15 protein-coding genes and 1 pseudogene are annotated in these 18,247 nt (G+C 71.7%); 8 read left to right on the top strand and 8 right to left on the bottom strand.

The annotated features are described in order from the left end of the window. The first annotated feature begins 38 nt into the window (after window positions 1–38). The gene (locus WJ438_RS23245) at window positions 39–548 is read left to right on the top strand and encodes a glutathione peroxidase (RefSeq protein WP_406726948.1); all 510 of its coding nucleotides are present in this window, start codon (window positions 39–41) and stop codon (window positions 546–548) included. A 294-nt stretch (window positions 549–842) separates the two neighbouring features. Continuing rightward, window positions 843–1,703, top strand: a complete 861-nt coding sequence (locus WJ438_RS23240; RefSeq protein WP_406726947.1) for a MerR family transcriptional regulator — start codon at window positions 843–845, stop codon at window positions 1,701–1,703. Window positions 1,704–1,867: 164 nt separating this feature from the next. Here WJ438_RS23240 and WJ438_RS23235 read toward each other — a convergent pair whose 3' ends face one another. The 4 genes from WJ438_RS23235 to WJ438_RS23220 form a co-directional block, all read right to left on the bottom strand. Continuing rightward, complete coding sequence (locus WJ438_RS23235; protein ID WP_406726946.1) at window positions 1,868–2,059, bottom strand: DUF397 domain-containing protein; 192 nt, start codon at window positions 2,057–2,059, stop codon at window positions 1,868–1,870. 226 nt (window positions 2,060–2,285) lie between these two features. Then, window positions 2,286–3,143 (bottom strand): helix-turn-helix transcriptional regulator, encoded by an 858-nt coding sequence (locus WJ438_RS23230; RefSeq protein WP_202280341.1) that lies wholly within the window; start codon window positions 3,141–3,143, stop codon window positions 2,286–2,288. Window positions 3,144–3,512: 369 nt separating this feature from the next. Continuing rightward, on the bottom strand, window positions 3,513–4,271 hold the full coding sequence (locus tag WJ438_RS23225; RefSeq protein ID WP_406726945.1) for a GPP34 family phosphoprotein: 759 nt from the start codon (window positions 4,269–4,271) through the stop codon (window positions 3,513–3,515). A 195-nt stretch (window positions 4,272–4,466) separates the two neighbouring features. Continuing rightward, window positions 4,467–4,721 (bottom strand): hypothetical protein, encoded by a 255-nt coding sequence (locus WJ438_RS23220; RefSeq protein WP_406726944.1) that lies wholly within the window; start codon window positions 4,719–4,721, stop codon window positions 4,467–4,469. Between the two features lie 43 nt (window positions 4,722–4,764). Here WJ438_RS23220 and WJ438_RS23215 point away from each other — a divergent pair, with 43 nt between their 5' ends. Then, a complete protein-coding gene (locus WJ438_RS23215) occupies window positions 4,765–7,077 on the top strand; it encodes a D-alanyl-D-alanine carboxypeptidase (RefSeq protein WP_406726943.1) in 2,313 nt (770 codons plus the stop codon). A gap of 191 nt (window positions 7,078–7,268) precedes the next feature. Further along, window positions 7,269–9,188, top strand: coding sequence for an MFS transporter (locus tag WJ438_RS23210; protein WP_406726942.1), 1,920 nt, complete (start codon window positions 7,269–7,271; stop codon window positions 9,186–9,188). A 185-nt stretch (window positions 9,189–9,373) separates the two neighbouring features. Here the strand turns inward: WJ438_RS23210 and WJ438_RS23205 are convergent. Beyond that, window positions 9,374–10,486 (bottom strand): annotated as a pseudogene (locus WJ438_RS23205) (ADP-ribosylglycohydrolase family protein); the annotation flags it as partial. Window positions 10,487–10,951: 465 nt separating this feature from the next. Between WJ438_RS23205 and WJ438_RS23200 the strand changes: the two are divergent. Both WJ438_RS23200 and WJ438_RS23195 read left to right on the top strand, forming a co-directional pair. Beyond that, the gene (locus WJ438_RS23200; RefSeq protein WP_406726941.1) at window positions 10,952–11,224 is read left to right on the top strand and encodes a prevent-host-death family protein; all 273 of its coding nucleotides are present in this window, start codon (window positions 10,952–10,954) and stop codon (window positions 11,222–11,224) included. After that, on the top strand, window positions 11,221–11,574 hold the full coding sequence (locus WJ438_RS23195; RefSeq protein WP_406726940.1) for a hypothetical protein: 354 nt from the start codon (window positions 11,221–11,223) through the stop codon (window positions 11,572–11,574). The genes WJ438_RS23200 and WJ438_RS23195 overlap by 4 nt, the downstream gene beginning before the upstream one ends. Before the next feature lie 37 nt (window positions 11,575–11,611). On the opposite strand, the gene WJ438_RS23190 is transcribed toward WJ438_RS23195, so the two are convergent. The 3 genes from WJ438_RS23190 to WJ438_RS23180 all read right to left on the bottom strand — a co-directional run bounded on the left by WJ438_RS23190 (window position 11,612) and on the right by WJ438_RS23180 (window position 15,839). Beyond that, the gene (locus WJ438_RS23190) at window positions 11,612–12,193 is read right to left on the bottom strand and encodes a L,D-transpeptidase (RefSeq protein WP_406726939.1); all 582 of its coding nucleotides are present in this window, start codon (window positions 12,191–12,193) and stop codon (window positions 11,612–11,614) included. Between the two features lie 115 nt (window positions 12,194–12,308). Then, a complete protein-coding gene (locus tag WJ438_RS23185; RefSeq protein ID WP_406726938.1) occupies window positions 12,309–14,894 on the bottom strand; it encodes a bifunctional FO biosynthesis protein CofGH in 2,586 nt (861 codons plus the stop codon). Between the two features lie 66 nt (window positions 14,895–14,960). Further along, on the bottom strand, window positions 14,961–15,839 hold the full coding sequence (locus tag WJ438_RS23180; RefSeq protein WP_406726937.1) for an LLM class F420-dependent oxidoreductase: 879 nt from the start codon (window positions 15,837–15,839) through the stop codon (window positions 14,961–14,963). 299 nt (window positions 15,840–16,138) lie between these two features. Between WJ438_RS23180 and WJ438_RS23175 the strand changes: the two genes are divergently transcribed. Next, a complete protein-coding gene (locus tag WJ438_RS23175) occupies window positions 16,139–17,662 on the top strand; it encodes a CehA/McbA family metallohydrolase (RefSeq protein ID WP_406729783.1) in 1,524 nt (507 codons plus the stop codon). A gap of 12 nt (window positions 17,663–17,674) precedes the next feature. After that, the gene (locus WJ438_RS23170; RefSeq protein WP_406726936.1) at window positions 17,675–18,070 is read left to right on the top strand and encodes a nitroreductase/quinone reductase family protein; all 396 of its coding nucleotides are present in this window, start codon (window positions 17,675–17,677) and stop codon (window positions 18,068–18,070) included. Window positions 18,071–18,247 lie beyond the last annotated feature (177 nt).

Genomic DNA, 18,247 nt, shown 5'->3' with positions numbered 1-18,247 from the left:
GGGACGGCGTGTGAGAGGGGCGGGGTTAGCATCCGGGTATGACGACTGTAGAGACCAACGGTTCTTCTCCCCTCGATGTCGAGATCGATGCCCTGAGCGGCGGTTCCGCCGGGCTGGCGCGGTATGCGGGTCAGGTCGTGCTTGTGGTGAACGTGGCCTCCAAGTGCGGGCTGACGCCGCAGTACGCCGGGCTGGAGCGGCTGCACGAGCAGTACGCGGCGCGGGGCTTCACCGTGCTCGGTGTGCCCTGCAACCAGTTCATGGGGCAGGAGCCGGGCACCTCGGAGGAGATCGCCGAGTTCTGCTCCGCGACGTACGGCGTGACCTTCCCCATGACCGAGAAGGTCGAGGTCAACGGGGAGGGGCGGCACCCGCTGTACGAGCGGCTGGTGGACTTCGCGGACTCCGAGGGGCACAGCGGCGACATCCGCTGGAACTTCGAGAAGTTCCTGATCGGGCGGGACGGCAAGGTCGTGGCCCGGTTCTCGCCGCAGACCGAGCCGGAGGCGGCGGAGGTCGTGGCGGCGGTCGAGAGCGCGCTCGGTTAGGGGAGGGCGCTCCATTCGGTTCAGGGTTCCGTCCGGGGCCGGTTCCGGGTTCCGTCCGGGGCCGGTTCCGGGTTCCGTCCGGGGCCGGTTCCGGGTTCCGTCCGGGGCCGGTTCCGGGTTCCGTCCGGGGCCGGTTCCGGGTTCCGTCCGGGGCCGGTTCCGGGTTCCGTCCGGGGCCGGTTCCGGGTTCCGTCCGGGGCCGGTTCCGGTGGCCGCGTTGACCTTGCCCCTGGGGCAGGGCCCAGCGTTCGTGTCGTCGGGCGGACGGACCGCCCGACGGCGGAGGATGGCGCGGTGGACCCAGAGAACGGGGAACTGCTCGGCATCGGCGCGTTCGCGGCGCGGGCGCGGTTGTCGGCCAAGGCGTTGCGGTTGTACGACCGGCTGGGTCTGCTGACGCCGGCGCGGGTCGACGAGGTCACCGGTTACCGGTTCTACCGGGCGGGTCAGGTCGAGCGAGCCCGGCTGGTGGCGCTGCTGCGGCAACTGGACATGCCGCTCGCCCGGATCGCCGAGGTCGTCGACGCGGACGACGGCGCGGCCGCGGCCGACCGGCTCGCCGCCTACTGGGCGGACGTCGAGGCGCGGCTCGCCGGGCAGCGGACACTCGCCGAATTCCTCCGTGGACGGCTCTCTGGGAGGAGTTCCGAGATGTACGGGAAGTTCGTGGTCGAGACGGTGGACGTGCCGCAGCAGGTGCTGATCACCGAGACTCGGCACACGCTGGCGGACGAGTTGCCCGCGTGGATCGGGGCGGCGCTGGGGCGGCTGGAGCGGGGTGCCGCGGAGTGCGGGGGTGTGGCCGGGGCGCCGTTCGTCGCCTATCACGCCGAGGTGTCGGTGGAGAGCGACGGTCCGGCCGAGGCGTGCGTGCCGGTCGCCGACGAGGCGGCGGCGCGGGCCTGGGTCGAGGCGCGGGGCCGGGCACGGGAGACGGCGGTCCGGGTGGAGCCGGCCCAGCGGTTGGCCTACACCCGGATCACCAAGGCGCAGGTGGCTCATCCGCAGATCCTGGCCGCGTTCGAGGCGGTGGAGCAGTGGATGGCGGCCGGGGGGCTGACGGCTGCGGGTCCGTGCAGGGAGGTGTACTTCGCGGACTGGGATGCCGCCGGGGCCGAGGATCCGGTGTGTGACGTCGCTTTTCCGGTGCGGTGAGCCGCTGAGTCGGTGAGCCGCTGAGCTGACGCGAGGCGGTGCGGTGCGGCTGCGGGGAGTCGTCCGCCGTGCCGAGAGGGTCACGGGGGTGAGCCGAGCCCTCTCGGCAAGGACGGCGATCTCGTCGACAGGGCTCCGCGGAGCCCTGTTCGGCTCCGGTCTGCTCAGCCCTTCACCGAGGCCACGAAAGCGCTCCACGCGTCCGTGGGGAAGGCCAGCTTCGGGCCCTCGGGGATCTTGGTGTCCCCGAGTTCCAGTGCTTCCTCGGTGGTCGACCTGACCATCACGCACGCGCCGTTGTTGTTGGTGTAGGAGGACGTCGTCCACGTTTCCGTGGTGCCCAGACGAATTGCCATGTTCGCTCCGTAGCCAGTTGCTGAGTTGCTGTCACCGGGCTGCGCATTCCGGCAGGGACCCGCAGAACGGATTGCGTCAACCTTCGTTCGTGGTTGGCGTGATCGACGCTACTCGTCGGCATCCTCTTTCGACGCAGCCGTTCACTCGACCGGGTGGCATATTCCAAGAGACACTTCCAGTCAGGCGTGTCAGCGGTATAGCATCCCGCTCTCTCCCGCCCGAAGGTCAGCGCGCGTACTCCTTCGCGACGCGTTCCACGAGCCGGCGGGACTGTTCCACGTTCAGGGACTGCGCCCTCAAGTGCTCGTACATCACGGTGTACTTCTGTACGTCGTGCGGCTTCTCCAGGTACAGGTCGCTGGTCACGCCCTCGATGTACACGACGCTCGAATCGGCCGCGTCCGCGAACTCCAGGATCGAGTACTGGCCGTTGATACCGGAGTGCGCGCCGACCTCGAACGGCAGCACCTGCACGGTGATGTGCGGCAGCTGGGACAACTCCATGACGTGCTCCAGCTGTTCCCGCATGACCTGCCTGCTCCCGACGACCCGGTGCAGCGACGCCTCGTCCAGGACCACCCACAGCCGCAGCGGGTCCTTGTCGGCGGTGATACGGCCCTGTCGGCGCAGGCGCACCTCGACCCGCTTGTCGTTCTCCTGGTCGGACGACTCGGGCGAGCCGCCCTGGACGATCGCCTCGGCGTACGCGCGGGTCTGCAACAGTCCGGTGATGATCTGCGGTTCGTAGACCCTGAGCGACTCCGCGTCCGTCTCCAGGCCGATGTAGACGCTGTACGGGATGTCGCCGAAGGCGTGCCACCAGCCCTGCTGGCGCGAGTCCTTGGCCATCTGCATCAGCGACTCGACGATCCGCTGGTCCTCCACCTCGTAGACTCCGCAGAGGTCGCGGACGTCACGCTGGCTGATGCTGCGCCGGCCGTTCTCCAGCCGGCTGATCTTCGACTGCGACACCAGCAGTCGTTCCGCCACTTCCTCGGCCGTCATGCCCTTGAGCTCGCGGAGCCTGCGGAGCTCCTGGCCCAGCCGGCGTCGCCTGACGGTGGGATTGACATTGGACGCCACGGGACGTGCACCTCCGGCTGCGTGCCTCGTACTTACTCGTACTTGCCACTTTGCGTATCTGGTGTTGAGCAGACTGCCACCAGGGTGCTTCCTACCGCTGGGAAACAGCGGATATGCGACCACTACACGGCAGTTCGCGGAGTGGTGACACCACGGGCCGGTGCGGACGGGTAACGTCGATCGGTTGCGCAGTCCACCGGTTGCGCAGTCCACCGGTTGCGCCATCCACCAGTTGCGACGTCCACCGGTTCGCGGCATGCCGAGCGGGGCGGAGAGAGCCGTGAACTCTCTCCGCCCCGCTCGGACAGCGGCTCCCGTGACCGGGTCTTCGGTGCCGTGGCCGACCAGTGGCCCAGGGGGCCGGTCGCCCTAGTGGGCGACGGCGCGTGCCATGGATCCGTGGCGCGGTTGGGCCGGTATCCCTCGGACGGGTTCCGGTCCGCCCCGGCCGCCGGTGGTGGCCTGACGGCCGCCTGCCGGGGCTGGGCCACGGCGTGGCTGGGCCGCCACACCGTTCTGCACGTCCATCACGGCATGCGCCACCATGCCGCCCATCGGGTCGTGCCGGATCAGGTCCCGCAACCGGGAACGCGAGGAGCGGCCCTCGTTCCCCGGGTACAGGTGCTTGCCGAGACCCACCGCGTGCGCCAGTGCGGCGAGCGCCGCGGTCCGCGGGTCCGGCGGCACGCCGGTGCGGATCGCGGAGTCCAGCCGGGCCCTGATCTCCCGGCTGATCTCGGTGTCCGTCGCCTGGTAGCGAGTCGTCGGCAACACCCCGCACATCTGGCCCGCCACGGCATGCACCATGCCGCACCGCTCCAGATGCGAGAGGTAGGTCTGGCGGAGCCCGAGACGCGGCCCGCCGATCCAGTGGACAGCCCGAACCGGAGCGCCGCGCCTTCGCAGCAACTCCAACGCGCTGTCCAAAGTCGGATCTCCAGTCGGCCGTGGTACCACCACGGCGATACGATCCCCGTCTGGGGCTATCCGTCCGGCCAGCGCCAGCTCCACTAGCTGTGCTCCGGCCAGACCGAGGTCGAGCGACTGCGGCTGTGCAGTGGTACCCGTGGCCGGGTCCAGTGCCAGCAGCAAAAGCTCTTCCGGAAGTGTTCTGCGGCTCCTGCCCATCCATGCCTCCCCGCGTGGATGAATGACAGGGTGACCCCTCTCACATTGGTCTGTCGAGGGCGCGTGACCGGTTCGCAAGGGAACCGGTAGGTATGTCGTTCTCGTCTACCACGTGAGGGAAGCCCGCACACAGGACACTGGTACATGGTTCGGACAGCGCCGCTGAGCGTTGTTCCGGACAGGCGCATTGCGGATTCACGGTTCGGTAGGCGTACGCGCGGACGCGCGACGCACGGAGGAGGCATCGGTGGCGGGCGAGTCCCCCGACAGGTCGAAGCAGCGCGAGTCGTCGGCAGAACCGACGCCGGGGAGCGCGGGTCCGGTTCCCGAGGCCAGGAGTGAGACGGAGGACTCCACTGCGCGGCGGGACCCCCGGCTGACGGCGAGTCGGGACGCGGCGTCGGAGTCGTCCGCGTCTCGTACGTCGACCACGTCGTCCGCGTCGGCCACGGGCTCCGCAGGGGGCGTTGACACGGCCACCCGGGTGTTGTCGGTGCGCGAGGCGCAGACCGACGAGCAGGAGGACGAGGAGGACGAGGACGCCTCAGGTTCCACCGACTCGGATTCCAAGGCCAAGGAAGCCACACCCGGCGGGCGTGACGATTCCGCCACCGAAGGTGACGAGCGGCTGCACGCCGTCGCCGCCGCTTGGGTGCGGTCGGCGGACGAGGCGGAGCAGGCGGATCAGGCCGGTCCGGGCGAGGGCACGGAGGGCGCTCAGAAGGCCCAGGATGCCGACAGGGGCGACACGGACGAGCAGGACGGCAAGGACGGCAGCGAGCGCCTTGACGAGGGCTCAGAAGAGGCTTCGGGGGCCGACGGTACCGACGAGTCGGACGCGGACGCGGAGACCGAGGGCGAAGCTGAGGTGGCACCGGAGGTCGACGCCGACGCGGCTCCCGTCTCCACTGACACCGTTGACGTCCCGGATGCCGAGGAGGACGGCACCACCACGGCGGACGACAACGGCGATGACGCCGACGCGGACGCGACCCCCGAGGCCGACGAGGCCGACGAGGCCGCCCCCGAGGCCGACGCGGCCAAGGCGAACGGCACCGACGACGTCGACGCCAAGTCCGCCGACGAGACCGACGCCGACACTCCCGGCACGCCCCCCACCGATCAGCCCACCGCCGTTTTCAAGGCCCCGCGTCCCTCCGCGCCCGCCGTCGATCAGCCCACCACCATGCTGAAGCTGGGCGACGCGGCCAAGGACGTCGGCAAGGCGGACGACAAGGCGGCGGAAACCGCCCCCGAGGACGAAGACGAGGGCAGGGGCAGGCCCGCCCCCGACCCCACACCCGAATCCCCGGCCGAGCGCACCAGCAAGTTCGTGCCGCTCAAGGATCTGGACGACCCCGATACCCGCAAGGCCCCGAAGGCCGGGGACTCCGTCACCACCGCGCTCCGGGTGCCGCCCTCCGCGTCGCCCGCCGCCGCATCGCCCGTCACTCCCCCCGCCGCCGCCACCCGTTCGGTCCCCCAGGTCGGGCCGGAGCTGACGAGGCAGCAGCCGCTGCCGCCCAAGCCGCCGTTGGATCTGCTGGCCGAGCTGACCAACACCCCGCCGCCGCCGGAGACCCCGCTGCGGACGGCCGTGCGTCGGGTCAAGATCTGGACGCCGCTGGTCGTTCTGCTGGTGATCGTCTTCGCGGTCGTACAGAACATGCGTCCGCTTCCCACACCCACGCTGGAACTCACCGCTGAGGACAGTCACACCTTCGACGGCGGCAAGGTCGACATCCCGTGGCCGGCCGCCGGGCAGGCCGCGCTGGACGTGCAGGGCATCGGCACCTTCGGCTCCTCCGGTGAGCAGAAGCCCGTACCGATCGCCAGTGTCGCCAAGGTCATGACCACGTATCTGATCCTGCGCGACCACCCGCTCAAGAGCGGCGCCGAGGGCCCGATGATCGAGATCGACGGCCCCGCGCAGGAGCAGGCCGACGCCGTTGATGAGTCGACCGTCAAGGTCACCGCCGGTGACGAGATCTCGCAGCGGGAGGCACTGGAAGCCGTATTGATCGCGTCCGCGAACAACGTGGCGCGGCTGGTCGCCCGCTGGGACGCGGGATCCGAGGAGGCGTTCGTCGAGAAGATGAACAAGGCCGCCGAGGAGCTCGGCATGACCGACACGACGTACACGGACCCCTCGGGTCTGAACAACACCACGGTGAGTACGGCCGTGGACCAGGTGAAGCTGGCCAGGGCCGCGATGGAGCAGCCGGCCTTCCGCGAGATCGCCGCGATGATGTCGTACGACGACTACAAGGGGGACAACCACCCCAACTGGAACCAGCTGGTCGGGTCCAACGGCGTCGTCGGCATCAAGACCGGGACCACCACCTCGGCGCTCGGCAACCTCGTCTTCGCCGCGAAGAAGGAGATCGACGGCGAGACGCGGACCATCGTCGGTGCCGTCGTGCGCCAGCCCGCGGGCGGCGCCGACAACACGATCCTGGCCGGGGCGCTCTCCGCGGGAGACCGGCTGATCCGGGCGGCGCAGGACGCGCTGGAGTCGACGACGGTACTGAAGAAGGGCACCGTCGTCGGATACGCGGACGACGGGCTCGGCGGCCGTACGCCCGTCGCCGTCACCGAGGACGTCAAGGCCGTCGGCTGGCCGGGGCTGAAGGTGAAGCTGACGTTCGCCGGGGAGGAGCTGCCGCACCAGGCGAAGGCCGGTACGAAGGTGGGCACGCTCACCGTGGGCGACGGCACGAGCAGCGCCGCCGTCAAGGTCCCGGTCGCCCTCCAGGAGGACCTCGTGGAGCCCGGCTTCACGGACAAGCTGACGCGTCTCGCCTGATCCACGGCGAGCGGCGGGCATCGCACTCCGCCGACCGGTGCCCGCCCTGGGCGCCGGTCGGCGGAGTGCGTGCTAGCGTCACGAAACGGGCAGGTCGCCGGTGACCGGAACGCGGATGTCAGCACCACGGCGGACGGCCGCGACCGCGAACGGAACGCGAACAGAAGACGGGACACGGGGAGTGCCTTCAGGTGGCCACTGCGGAGCCGACACACGCCGACGACGCCGATCCGGGCCCGGGGTCCGGCCCGCGAATACCCGCCTCGGAAGCAGATCAGCCGCCGGGCGGCACACCCGACCCTGAGCGCGGCTCCGCACCCGCCTCGGACGCCGACCCCGAGACCCCCACCCGGGTCTCCCGTCCCAGGGCCGCCGTCCTCGCGGTGCGGGCCCGGATGCTGCGGCACCCGGTGCTGTCCGTCACCGTTCTCGCCGGCGCACTGCACGTCGTCTGGTTCTTCACCTTCGCCAACAGCGGCGGCGATCTCGCGGCGCAGGACGCCTGGGCCGAGTTCGTCGGCCGGCACCCCGACTCCGCGTACAACCTGGCGTGGTACGGCGGCATGCACCCGGTGTCGTACAGCGTGGTGTCGCCGTATCTGATGTCGCTCCTCGGTGTGCGGACGACGATGATGCTCGCGGGGACGGTGTCGGCCGCACTCCTGACGATGCTGCTGATCCGCAGCCTCCCCAGCGTGCGTAATCCGCTGTGGGCCGCGCTCGCGGGCGTGTTCGGGCTGCTGGGCAACGCGGCCTCGGGGCGGGTGACGTTCGGGCTGGGCGTGATGTTCGGGCTGGCCGCGGTCGCCGTGGTGTTCTGCTGGCCGTACCGCTGGCGCTACAAGCGCTGGGCGAAGGCCCTGTGCGCGGCGCCGCTGGCGGCGCTGGCCACGATGTCCTCGCCGGTCGCGGGCCTGTTCGTGGGGCTGGTGGCGGTGGCGCTGTTCCTGCAGAAGCGGCGGCCGGGGGCGTGGGCGCTGGGGCTGGGTCCGACCGCGGTGGTGGCGGTGTCGGCCTGGCTGTTCCCGTTCTCGGGGACGCAGCCGATGGGGTTCGGCTCGGTGGTCCTGCCGCTGGTGTTCTCGGTCCTGGTGGCCGTCCTGGTGCCCCGGGAGTGGATCACGGTCCGGATCACGGCCGCGGTGTACGGGCTGGGCGTGGTGCTGGTCTGGCTGGTCAGTTCGCAGATCGGTTCCAACATGACGCGGCTGGCGATGCTGTTCGCCGGGGTGGCGCTGGTGGCGGCGCTGCCGTTCGCGGTGCCGCGGAGCCGCAAGTGGTACGCGATCGTCGTGGCGTTCGTCGGGTTCACCGTGTGGATCGGCTTCAAGTCGGTCGACGACGTCGTGCACACGACGCCGGCCGCGTCATGGGCGCGTGAGCTGGCGCCGCTGGTGAACGAGCTCCAGGAGGTCGGTGCGGAGCGGGGGCGGGTGGAGGTCGTGCCGGCGCGTTCGCACCGCGAGGCCTCGGCGCTCGCGCCGTACGTCAATCTGGCCCGGGGCTGGAACCGGCAGGCCGACATGGAGCGCAACCCGCTCTTCTACGACGACACGCTCAACTCGGCGAACTACCACGAATGGCTGAAGCGCTGGGCGGTGCACTTCGTGGTGCTGCCGAAGGACGAGCCGGACGGTGACGGCGGTCAGCGGGAGCGGGAGCTGGTGCAGCGCGGGCTGCCGTATCTGAAGCAGGTCTGGGGCGACGCGAACTGGCAGCTGTTCGAGGTGAGCGAGCCGACCCCGCTGGCCGAGCCGCACGCGATCGTGGAGCGGGCCGAGCAGGGCGAGATGACGATACGGGTCGAGAAGGCGGGCCGCGTCCTCGTGCGCATCCCGTACTCGCCGTGGCTGAGCATCGTCGACGCGGAGGGCGACAAACTGAAACCGCCGCAGGAGACGGAGGAGTCCAAGAAGCGTTCCGCCGGGGACGGCGACGGTGAGGACGCGCCGAAGACGTACGACAACGTCCACGGCTGCCTGAGGGAGACGGAAGAGGACGCGAACGGCGACAAGTGGACGGTGCTGCTCGCGCCGGAGCCGGGCACGTACCGGCTGGCGGCGCCGTACACCGTGCCGCGCGGCACGCCCTGCCCGGACGAACTGCGCTGACGCGTCGCGAACGCATCGACACCGACGACGACTCCACCGCGGCGGCGATCCCGGCCCCGGCGGAGGAGACACCGCGCGTGGCCGGCGCGCAGACGAAGGACCAGCGGCCGAAGGACTGGCGACCGAAGGCCGGGCAGCCCGAAGGACCGGGAATCGCGGAGGTCACCCGGGCAGGGTGCCTCCGACCCCCCGGGGTATCTCGCCAGCCAGGCCGGGGACGAGCCGGCGGGACCGTGCAGGGCGGGACCCTGGGTCATCTCCATGGCGAAGTCGTCGGCGAGTTCCAGGATCGTGGGACGGCCCTCCAGTTCGGCCAGCCAGGCCGGCGGGAGGGCCGTTTCGCCGTGCAGGGCGCCCAGCAGCCCGCCGGTCAGCGCGCCGGCCACCGCGCTCGGCCCGTCCTGGTTGACGGCGAGACACAGCCCGTGCCGCATGTCCTCCCCCACCAGGGCGCAGTACACGGCGGCGGCGACGAGCCCTTCCGCCGTGCCCGCCCCGGCGAGCTGCGCGACCCGCTCCGGGGTGGGCATCCCCTGCCGCACGGCGCCCAGTGCCTGCTGCAGGGCGTCCGACACCGGCTGGTGCCCCGGCCGGGCGGCCAGCAGCGCGAGCGCCCGCTGCACCGCCGGGTCCAGGCTCTCGCCCCGGGCCAGCCCGTGCACGATCACCGCGTACGCGCCGGCCGCGAGGGAGGCGATCGGGTGCCCGTGGGTCTGTGCCGCGCACTCCACGGCGAGCTGGGCGACGAGCTGCGGCTCCCAGCCGACGAGCAGCCCGAAGGGCGCCGAACGGGCCGCCGCCTCGGGCCCCGCCTCACCGGGGTTCTTGGGCGACTCGGGCGTCCCCATGCGCCCGTCCCCGAGCCCCAGCAGCAGCGCGCGGGCCGGGTCCCGACGGGCGTAGAGCCACTCCTGCCGCGCGAGCCACCCGTCCTCCGCCCGGCGCTCGTCCGGCCCCCAGTCCCGTTGCGTGACCGCCCAGCGCAGATACGCCCGGTGCAGATCGGTCGGCGGATGCCAGGCGCCGGTGTCGCGCCGTACCTGCGCGCGGATCAGCCCGTCCACGGAGAACAGGGTCATCTGGGTGAGGTGCGTGACGGCCCCGCGCCGGTCGTGGGCGGGGGCGAGTCCGGTGATCCCCGCGGCGCCGTGCGCCTCCCGTATCGCGTCGGCGCCCAGCCCGTCCACGGGCGCGCCCAGGGCGTCCCCGAGGGCGACCCCGAGCAGCGTTCCGCGCACCCGGCTGCGGAAGTCCTGCTGCTCGCGCCGCCCCCACACGGGCCCGGCAGTCGCGTCCACCCAGACCTCCCAGGCCCCCGTGCGTACGTACGACGCCCAGCACTGTAACGAACGGGGGTGAGCGTTTCAGTGCGCGAAGTGGTGGGGGGAGCGACGCCCGAAACGACCGAACCCGACCACTACTGGTCACACTGATCATCTGCGTCCCGACCTTCGCCGACCGCCCCCGGGTTGTTCCTCGCGTCGTCGCGACGGTGTCCGACCTCATCGCGCGATCACGATGAGGTCCTACACCATCGATTTACTTCGGAATACGTTCCGAAGTGCGGTTCCTGGTATGTCCACTCCCACGGTTGCCTTCTCGGAGCTCTCGAAGAACTCGAGACGTGTCGCCGAAACGCTCGACCGGGCCCACCGCGTACACCTCACACGTCGGGACGGCGAGGACCTCTACCTGACCACAGCCCGCCATGACCGACAGCGCGAGAAACCGCGGACGTCACGGCCCGCCTCCTCGCCGCCCTCGTGCGCAGCGATGGAGGCGAGCGAGCCGTACAGCGCGCGCTCCCCTCGGTCTTCCCCTGGGTCCGTCACCTGTCCACGGAGGAGCTGCGGCAGTTCGTGACCGACCTCATCGACGCCACGCATGACGTCGCCCAACTGGACATACACGGCGAACTCCACCGCGTCATCGCCGAATGGCGCGCGACGGCCCGCATCCTCGCCGACCCCGAACTCACCGCACAGCTCACCCGCCGGCTGCCGGACGAGGACCATGGCGAGGTGTCCGCACCGTGACCCCGAAGCGTGGTGACGACATCGCCCCACCCTCCGTGGGTAAGGAATGGCACCTGCGATTCGCGACGAACGAGGCAGCGAAGGGATGGGGCGAGTTGGGCGCGGAGGCGCCGGGAAACACACGTCGCTGTTTCGAGGCACTGCGCAGTGACCCGTGCTCCCGAGCCGACCTCGATCGTCAGCACCGGCTGCGCGGCCGGCTGGCCACGGGCAACCTTCGCGGTCAGGACCTTGCCCAGTGGGAGGACGAGGTGACGGCAGGCGGCCGGGTTCGCTACCTCGTTGACGAAGAGCGCCGGACGGTTCACCTCGTGTGCGCGTCCACCCGGCACCCCAAGGACACCGACTGATCGCCCGCGACGGCGTCGGATCGGCCGGGATCTGCCGTTATTCGACGACCCGGACCGTCGTGCCCGGGGTGCCGAAGGTCCACAGGGCCTCGCCGTCCGCCTTGCCCACGCGGATGCCGCCGGTCGGCCGGCCGTCGGCCGGTGGGGGTGAGGAGCCGTCGACGGCGTGGGAGAAGGCGATGGAGACGCCCGACTTGGCGGCGAAGTAGATGATGTGCTCGACCTCGACGCCGTCGCTGCCGGTCGTGGCCTCGGTGCGGATGCCGATCGTGTACGTGCCGGGGTCGGGGGTGACCGTGCCCGGCCAGACCTCGAAGGAACGGCGGGGGGCGTCGCTGGCGTCCACCAGCCACACCTGCTTGTCGTCGAGGGAGTAGACGATACGGCGACCGGTGCCCGAGCCGGCCGGGACCGCCTCCGACTCCGCCCCGGTCTCCTTCTCCTTCTCCTTCGGTTCGGCGGACGGTTTCGCGTCCGTCGTCGCCGACGCGCTCGGGCGGCTCGTGGACGCGGTGGGCTTCGGCCCCTGGTCCGCCTGGACGGCCAGGACCGCCACCGCGGCTATCGCCCCCGTGGTCAGCCCGGTCACCCAGGCCCACGAAGGAAGACGGGCAGGCACCGGTACGCATCTCCTCAGCTACGAGAACCCCTCACCTCGGGGCCCGATCATCGTACTGCGGCTGGGGCGGGGCGATGGGGTGGGCCGCCCTCGCCCGTCCCGGTCCGCCCCGGCCTCACTCCAGGACCGGCAGGAGGTCCGGCAGGTGGCCGTCGGAGGTCCGGGCCGCTTGGCGGCGTTCCTCGTCCACCTCGCCGTACAGGGTGGTGCGGGGCCTGGCCGGGCGGCCCGCCGCCTCCGCGATCGCGATCAGGTCCTTGACGGACTTGTAGGAGCCGTAGGAGGAGCCCGCCATGCGGGAGATGGTCTCCTCCATGAGGGTGCCGCCGAGGTCGTTCGCGCCGGAGCGGAGCATGTCCGCCGCGCCCTCCGCGCCCAATTTGACCCAGCTGGTCTGGATGTGGGGGATGTGCGGGTGGAGCAGGAGGCGGGCCATCGCCGTGACCGCGCGGTTGTCGCGCATCGAGGGACCGGGGCGGGCGATGCCGGCCAGGTAGACCGGGGCGTTGGTGTGGATGAACGGGAGCGTCACGAACTCCGTGAAGCCACCGGTCCGTTGCTGGATACCGGCCAGTGTCCTGAGATGCCCGAGCCAGTGGCGGGGCTGGTCGACGTGGCCGTACATCATCGTCGAGGACGAGCGGATGCCCAGCTCGTGGGCGGTGGTCACCACCTCGATCCACGTGGCCGCCGGCAGCTTGCCCTTGGTCAGGATCCAGCGGACCTCGTCGTCGAGGATCTCCGCCGCCGTGCCGGGGATGGTGTCCAGGCCCGCCTCCTTGGCCGCGGTCAGCCACTCACGGATCGACAGGCCGGTGCGGGTGGCACCGTTCACCACCTCCATCGGGGAGAAGGCGTGCACATGCATGCCGGGGACGCGTTCCTTGACCGCCCGCGCGATGTCGAAGTACGCGGTGCCCGGCAGGTCGGGGTGGATGCCGCCCTGCATGCAGACCTCCACCGCGCCCACGTCCCACGCCTGCTGGGCGCGGTCGGCCACCTGCTCCAGGGAGAGCGTGTACGCGTCGGCGTCGGAGCGGCGCTGTGCGAAGGCGCAGAAACGGCAGCCGGTGTAACAGACGTTGGTGAAGTTGATGTTGCGGGTGACGATGTAGGTGACGTCGTCGCCGACCGCCGACTTCCGTACGTCGTCCGCGATCCGGCACAGGGCGTCCAGCGCCGGACCGTCCGCGTGCAGCAGGGCGAGGGCCTCGTCGTCGGTCAGCTTCGTCGGGTCGTCGGCCGCCGTCGCCAGGGCCTGGCGCACGTCGGTGTCGATGCGCTCGGGCGCCATGCCGGGGGCGGCGGCCTCGCGCAGGGCGCCCCAGTCGCCGTACACCTCGTCGAAGTCGTCGCGGCGGTCGGCGGTGCGACCCTCGGTGTCGATGGTGCGGTGCAGATCGGTGCGGCCACTCGCCGCGAACACCTCGTCGGGTTCCTGCCAGGGGCGGCCCTCGGCCACGGCGTCCGGGCGGGCCAGGCCCGTGGCCGGGTCGGCGAGCGCGGCCACGTGCGGGCGCAGCCGCGGGTCCAGCCAGGGTTCGCCGCGCCGGACGAACTCCGGGTAGACGCAGAGGCGTTCGCGCATCTCGAAACCGGCCGCCCGGGACTTCTCGGCCAGTTCGTCGATCCGCGGCCAGGGGCGTTCGGGGTTGACGTGGTCGATGGTGAGCGGGGAGACGCCGCCCCAGTCGTTGATGCCGGCGCCGATCAGCCGTCCGTACTCGGAGTCGACGAGGTTCGGCGGGGCCTGGAGGCAGGCGGACGGGCCCAGCACGTGCCGGGCGACGGCGACCGTGGCGAGAAGCGCGTCGAGTTCCGCGTCCGGCATGCCGCGCATCGCGGTGTCCGGCTTGGCGCGGAAGTTCTGGACGATCAGTTCCTGGATGCCGTGATGAGCGCGGGAGACCTTCCTGAGGGCGAACAGGGACTCGGCGCGCTCCTCGTACGTCTCGCCGATGCCGATGAGGATGCCCGAGGTGAAGGGGACGGAGGAGCGGCCGGCGTCCTCCAGGACGCGCAGGCGCAGCGCGGGTTCCTTGTCCGGGGAGCCGTGGTGCGGGCCGCCGGGCTCGGACCACAGGCGGGTCGCGGTGGTCTCCAGCATCATGCCCATCGAGGGCGCGACGGGCTTGAGCCGCTGGAAGTCGGTCCAGGTCAGGACGCCCGGGTTGAGGTGCGGGAGGAGTCCCGTCTCCTCCAGGATGCGGATGGAGACGGCGCGGACGTACGCGATCGTGTCGTCGTAGCCGTGCGCGTCGAGCCACTCGCGCGCCTCGGGCCAGCGGTCCTCGGGCTTGTCGCCGAGGGTGATGAGGGCTTCCTTGCAGCCGAGGGCGGCGCCCTTGCGGGCGAGGTCCAGGACCTCGTCCGGCGACATGAACATCCCGTGCCCGGCCCGGCGCAGCTTGCCGGGCACGGTGACGAAGGTGCAGTAGTGGCACTTGTCCCGGCACAGCCGGGTCAGCGGGACGAACACACTCTTCGAGTACGTGATGACTCCGGGCCGGCCTGCCGCCTCCAGGCCCGCGTCCCGGACCCGGGCGGCCGAGGCGCAGAGGTCCTCCAACTGCTCACCGCGCGCCTGGAGCAGGACGGCCGCCTCGGACACGTCCAGGGAGACGCCGTCCCGGGCCCGTTTGAGGGCGCGCCGCAGGGAGCTCTCGGTGGGGCCGGTTCCGGAGGTCGCGGATGTCGTCATTCTTTGAGCATACGTTCGGGGTGATCAGGGCAAACGGGGGCCCGGGCCCTCCTCCCGGCCCGGTGCTCACCGGCCGTCACGGGTGCCGTCGCCCGTGCCGTCGACGAACGGCTGGTACGCGTCCAGGGCCCGCAGCACCCCCGCCTCCCCCTCCGGCGGCAGCTGCACCACGACCTCCTCGATCCCGAGCTCGGCGAAGCGGGCGAGCTTGCCCGGACTGGGCTGGACGGCGTACGGGACGACCTGGAGGGCGCCGGGGTCGCGGCCGGCGTCGGCCCAGGCGGTGCGCAGCCGGGGCACCGCCTGGGACAGGCCGCGCCCGCCGATCGGCATCCAGCCGTCGGCGTACTCGCAGATGTGCGTGAACAGCTTCGGCCCCGCCGTCCCGCCGACCAGCGTGCGCGGGCCGACGACGGGACCGCGCGGCTTCTGCACCGGCTTGGGGTGCGCGAAACTGGCCCGGACGCTGCCGAACTCCCCCTTGTACGCGGTCGGTTCCTCCGCCCACAGGGACCGCATCAGGCCCATCCGGTCCCGGACCAGCTCCCGCCGCGTACGCCATTCCACCCCGTGGTCGGCGGCTTCCTCGACGTTCCAGCCGAAGCCGAGCCCGAGGGTGAACCGGCCGCCGGAGAGGTGGTCGAGGGTCGCGATCTGCTTGGCCAGGTCGATCGGGTCGTGCTGCGCGGCGAGCGTGATGCCGGTGCCGACGCCGAGCCTCTCGGTGACGGCCGCGGCCTGCGCGAGCGCGACGTAGGGGTCCAGCGTGCGGCTGTACTCCCGGGGCAGGTCGCCGCCCGCCGGGTAGGGGCTGGTCCGCTCGACGGGGATGTGCGTGTGCTCGGGCAGATACAGCCCGGCGAAGCCGCGCTGCTCCAGCTCACGGGCGATCCGGGTCGGGGTGATCGTCTCGTCGGTGAGGAAGATCGTGACGGCGATGCGCATGAGCGGGCCTTTCGTACGCGGACGACGGACTCATCCATACCCGGGCCCAGACCTTCTGTCCATACCGACCGGTCGGGACATCGGGACGGGCGCGGCGGGGCGGGAGAGCTCACGGCAGAGCGGCCGGCGCTGAGCGGTCTCCGCCGCTGAATCCGCTGATTCCCTTCCCTTGCACGGTAGTTCACCGCTCAATACCAGTGTGGTACCGCAACGCCCCTGCACCACCCGTGCCCTGCCGTCCGCCCTTTCCGCACACGACACCTGGGAGCAGCAGCACGTGCGAGGAGCACCGGAGCGGGATCGGTCGGCGTGCCGTCTTCCTGACGGGAGCCGCCGCCGCGCTTACCTTGGGGAGCGTGAGCTTCGCTTCCGCGGCCGGCCGCGGTGGACAGGAGACGAGGACGGTGCGCGGCACCCTCTCGCCGGGCGCCCCCGACTTCGTCTACGTTCCCGTCGAAGTACCGGACGGCGTGCGGGAGATCAGGGTCGCCTACAGCTACGACAGACCGTCCGTCCCGGCCGGGACCGCGGGCAACGCCCTCGACATCGGGATCTTCGACGAGCGCGGCACCGAGCTGGGCGGCGCGGGTTTCCGGGGCTGGTCGGGCGGGGCCCGTACGGAGTTCTTCCTCCGGGCGGACGACGCCACCCCCGGCTATCTGCCCGGCCCGGTGCGGGAGGGCACCTGGCACATCGCGCTGGGCCCGTACACCGTGGCCCCGCAGGGGCTGTCGTACGAGATCACGGTCACGCTGACCTACGGGGAGCCCGGCGAGACGGTCTGGCCGGTGTATCCGCCCGAGCGGGCCAAGGGGCGCGGGCGGGCCTGGTACCGGGGCGACTGCCATCTGCACTCCTGCCACTCCGACGGCCGCCGCACCCCGGCCGGGATCGCCGCGCTCGCGCGGGCGGCGGGGCTGGACTTCCTCAACAGTTCCGAGCACAACACCCATTCCGCGCACGCCCATTGGGCGGACGCCGCCGGGGACGACCTGCTGGTGCTGCTGGGTGAGGAGGTCACCACCCGCAACGGGCACGTCGTCGCGCTCGGCACGGACCCCGGCACCTTCGTCGACTGGCGTTACCGGGCCCGCGACAACCGGTTCGGCCGGTTCGCCCGCCAAGTCCGCGACGCCGGGGGCCTGGTCGTACCGGCGCATCCGCACGCCACCTGTATCGGCTGCAACTGGAAGTTCGGCTTCGGCGAGGCGGACGCCGTGGAGGTGTGGAACGGTCCCTGGACACCCGACGACGAGGTGGCCCTGGCCGACTGGGACAGCATGCTCGTCGCCTCGGTGCGGGGCGGGCGGGACTCCCCGGACGGGTGGGACGGGCGGAACGGGAGGGGCTGGATTCCGGCGATGGGCAACAGCGACGCCCACCGGGACCCGGACGTCGTCGGTCACCCGCAGACCGTCGTCCTCGCCGACGAGCTGTCCCGCCGGGCCGTCCTGGAGGGCATCCGCGCGGGCCGCTCGTACGTCGCCGAGTCCGCACGCGTCTCCGTCGCCTTCACGGCGTCGGGCGGGCGGGGTGAGCACGCCGGTATCGGCGAGCGGTTGGGCGTGGCCCCGGACACGCCGGTCACCGTCCGCCTGGAGGCCGGCGGCGCCCCGCGCTGCACGGTCCGCCTCGTCACCGACCAGGGCGTCCTGCACACCAGTGGCCCGCTGCCGGTGTCCGGCTCGGGTGTCGTCGAGTGGCGGACCACCCCGGCGTACGCCGCCTACGTCCGCGCCGAGCTGCGGCACGAGACGGCGGCCGGCCCGCTGCCGGGCGCCCTGGCCGCGTTCACCAACCCGATCTTCCTGGGCCGCCGGTAGGCTCGCCGTACCATGAGCCGTCACGCCGAACGCAAGTACCGGGCCGTCACCGCCGTCCAGCGCCGGATCGTCAACCCCGTTCTGCGCCGCCTCCCGCTGCAGACCCTCCTGGAGACCACGGGCCGCGTCTCCGGCCTGCCCCGGCGCACCCCGGTGGGCGGGCGGCGGGTCGGGGACTCCTTCTGGCTGGTGTCGGAGTTCGGCGAGCGGTCCCAGTACGTGCGCAACATCCGCGCGAACCCCCGGGTGCGGGTCCGCGTCCGGGGCCGCTGGCACACCGGTACCGCCCATCCGCTGCCCGACGACGACCCGGTCGCCCGGCTGCGCACCCTGCCGCGTGCGAACAGCGCGACGGTACGGACGGTGGGGGCGGGACTGCTGACGGTACGGGTCGACCTGGACGGCTGAGGCGAGCAGCGCCGCCGCGGGCGGCGGCACTCCTCTCGCATACCTGACGGCAGGTCGACTACGGGAGTGAGGAGCGGTTTCGGAGATGTCGACGCACACGGGTACGCAGAAGGTGTGGGGGCCTTGTGGACCCGTGCGCGCCACCGTGTGATCGCCGTCTCGCACGGCTGACGCATC

This window comes from Streptomyces sp. GD-15H (genome assembly GCF_045291515.1).
Classification (GTDB): domain Bacteria; phylum Actinomycetota; class Actinomycetes; order Streptomycetales; family Streptomycetaceae; genus Streptomyces.
The sequence above is the reverse complement of the archived record's forward strand: the minus strand, read 5'-3'. Positions and strand labels throughout refer to the sequence as shown.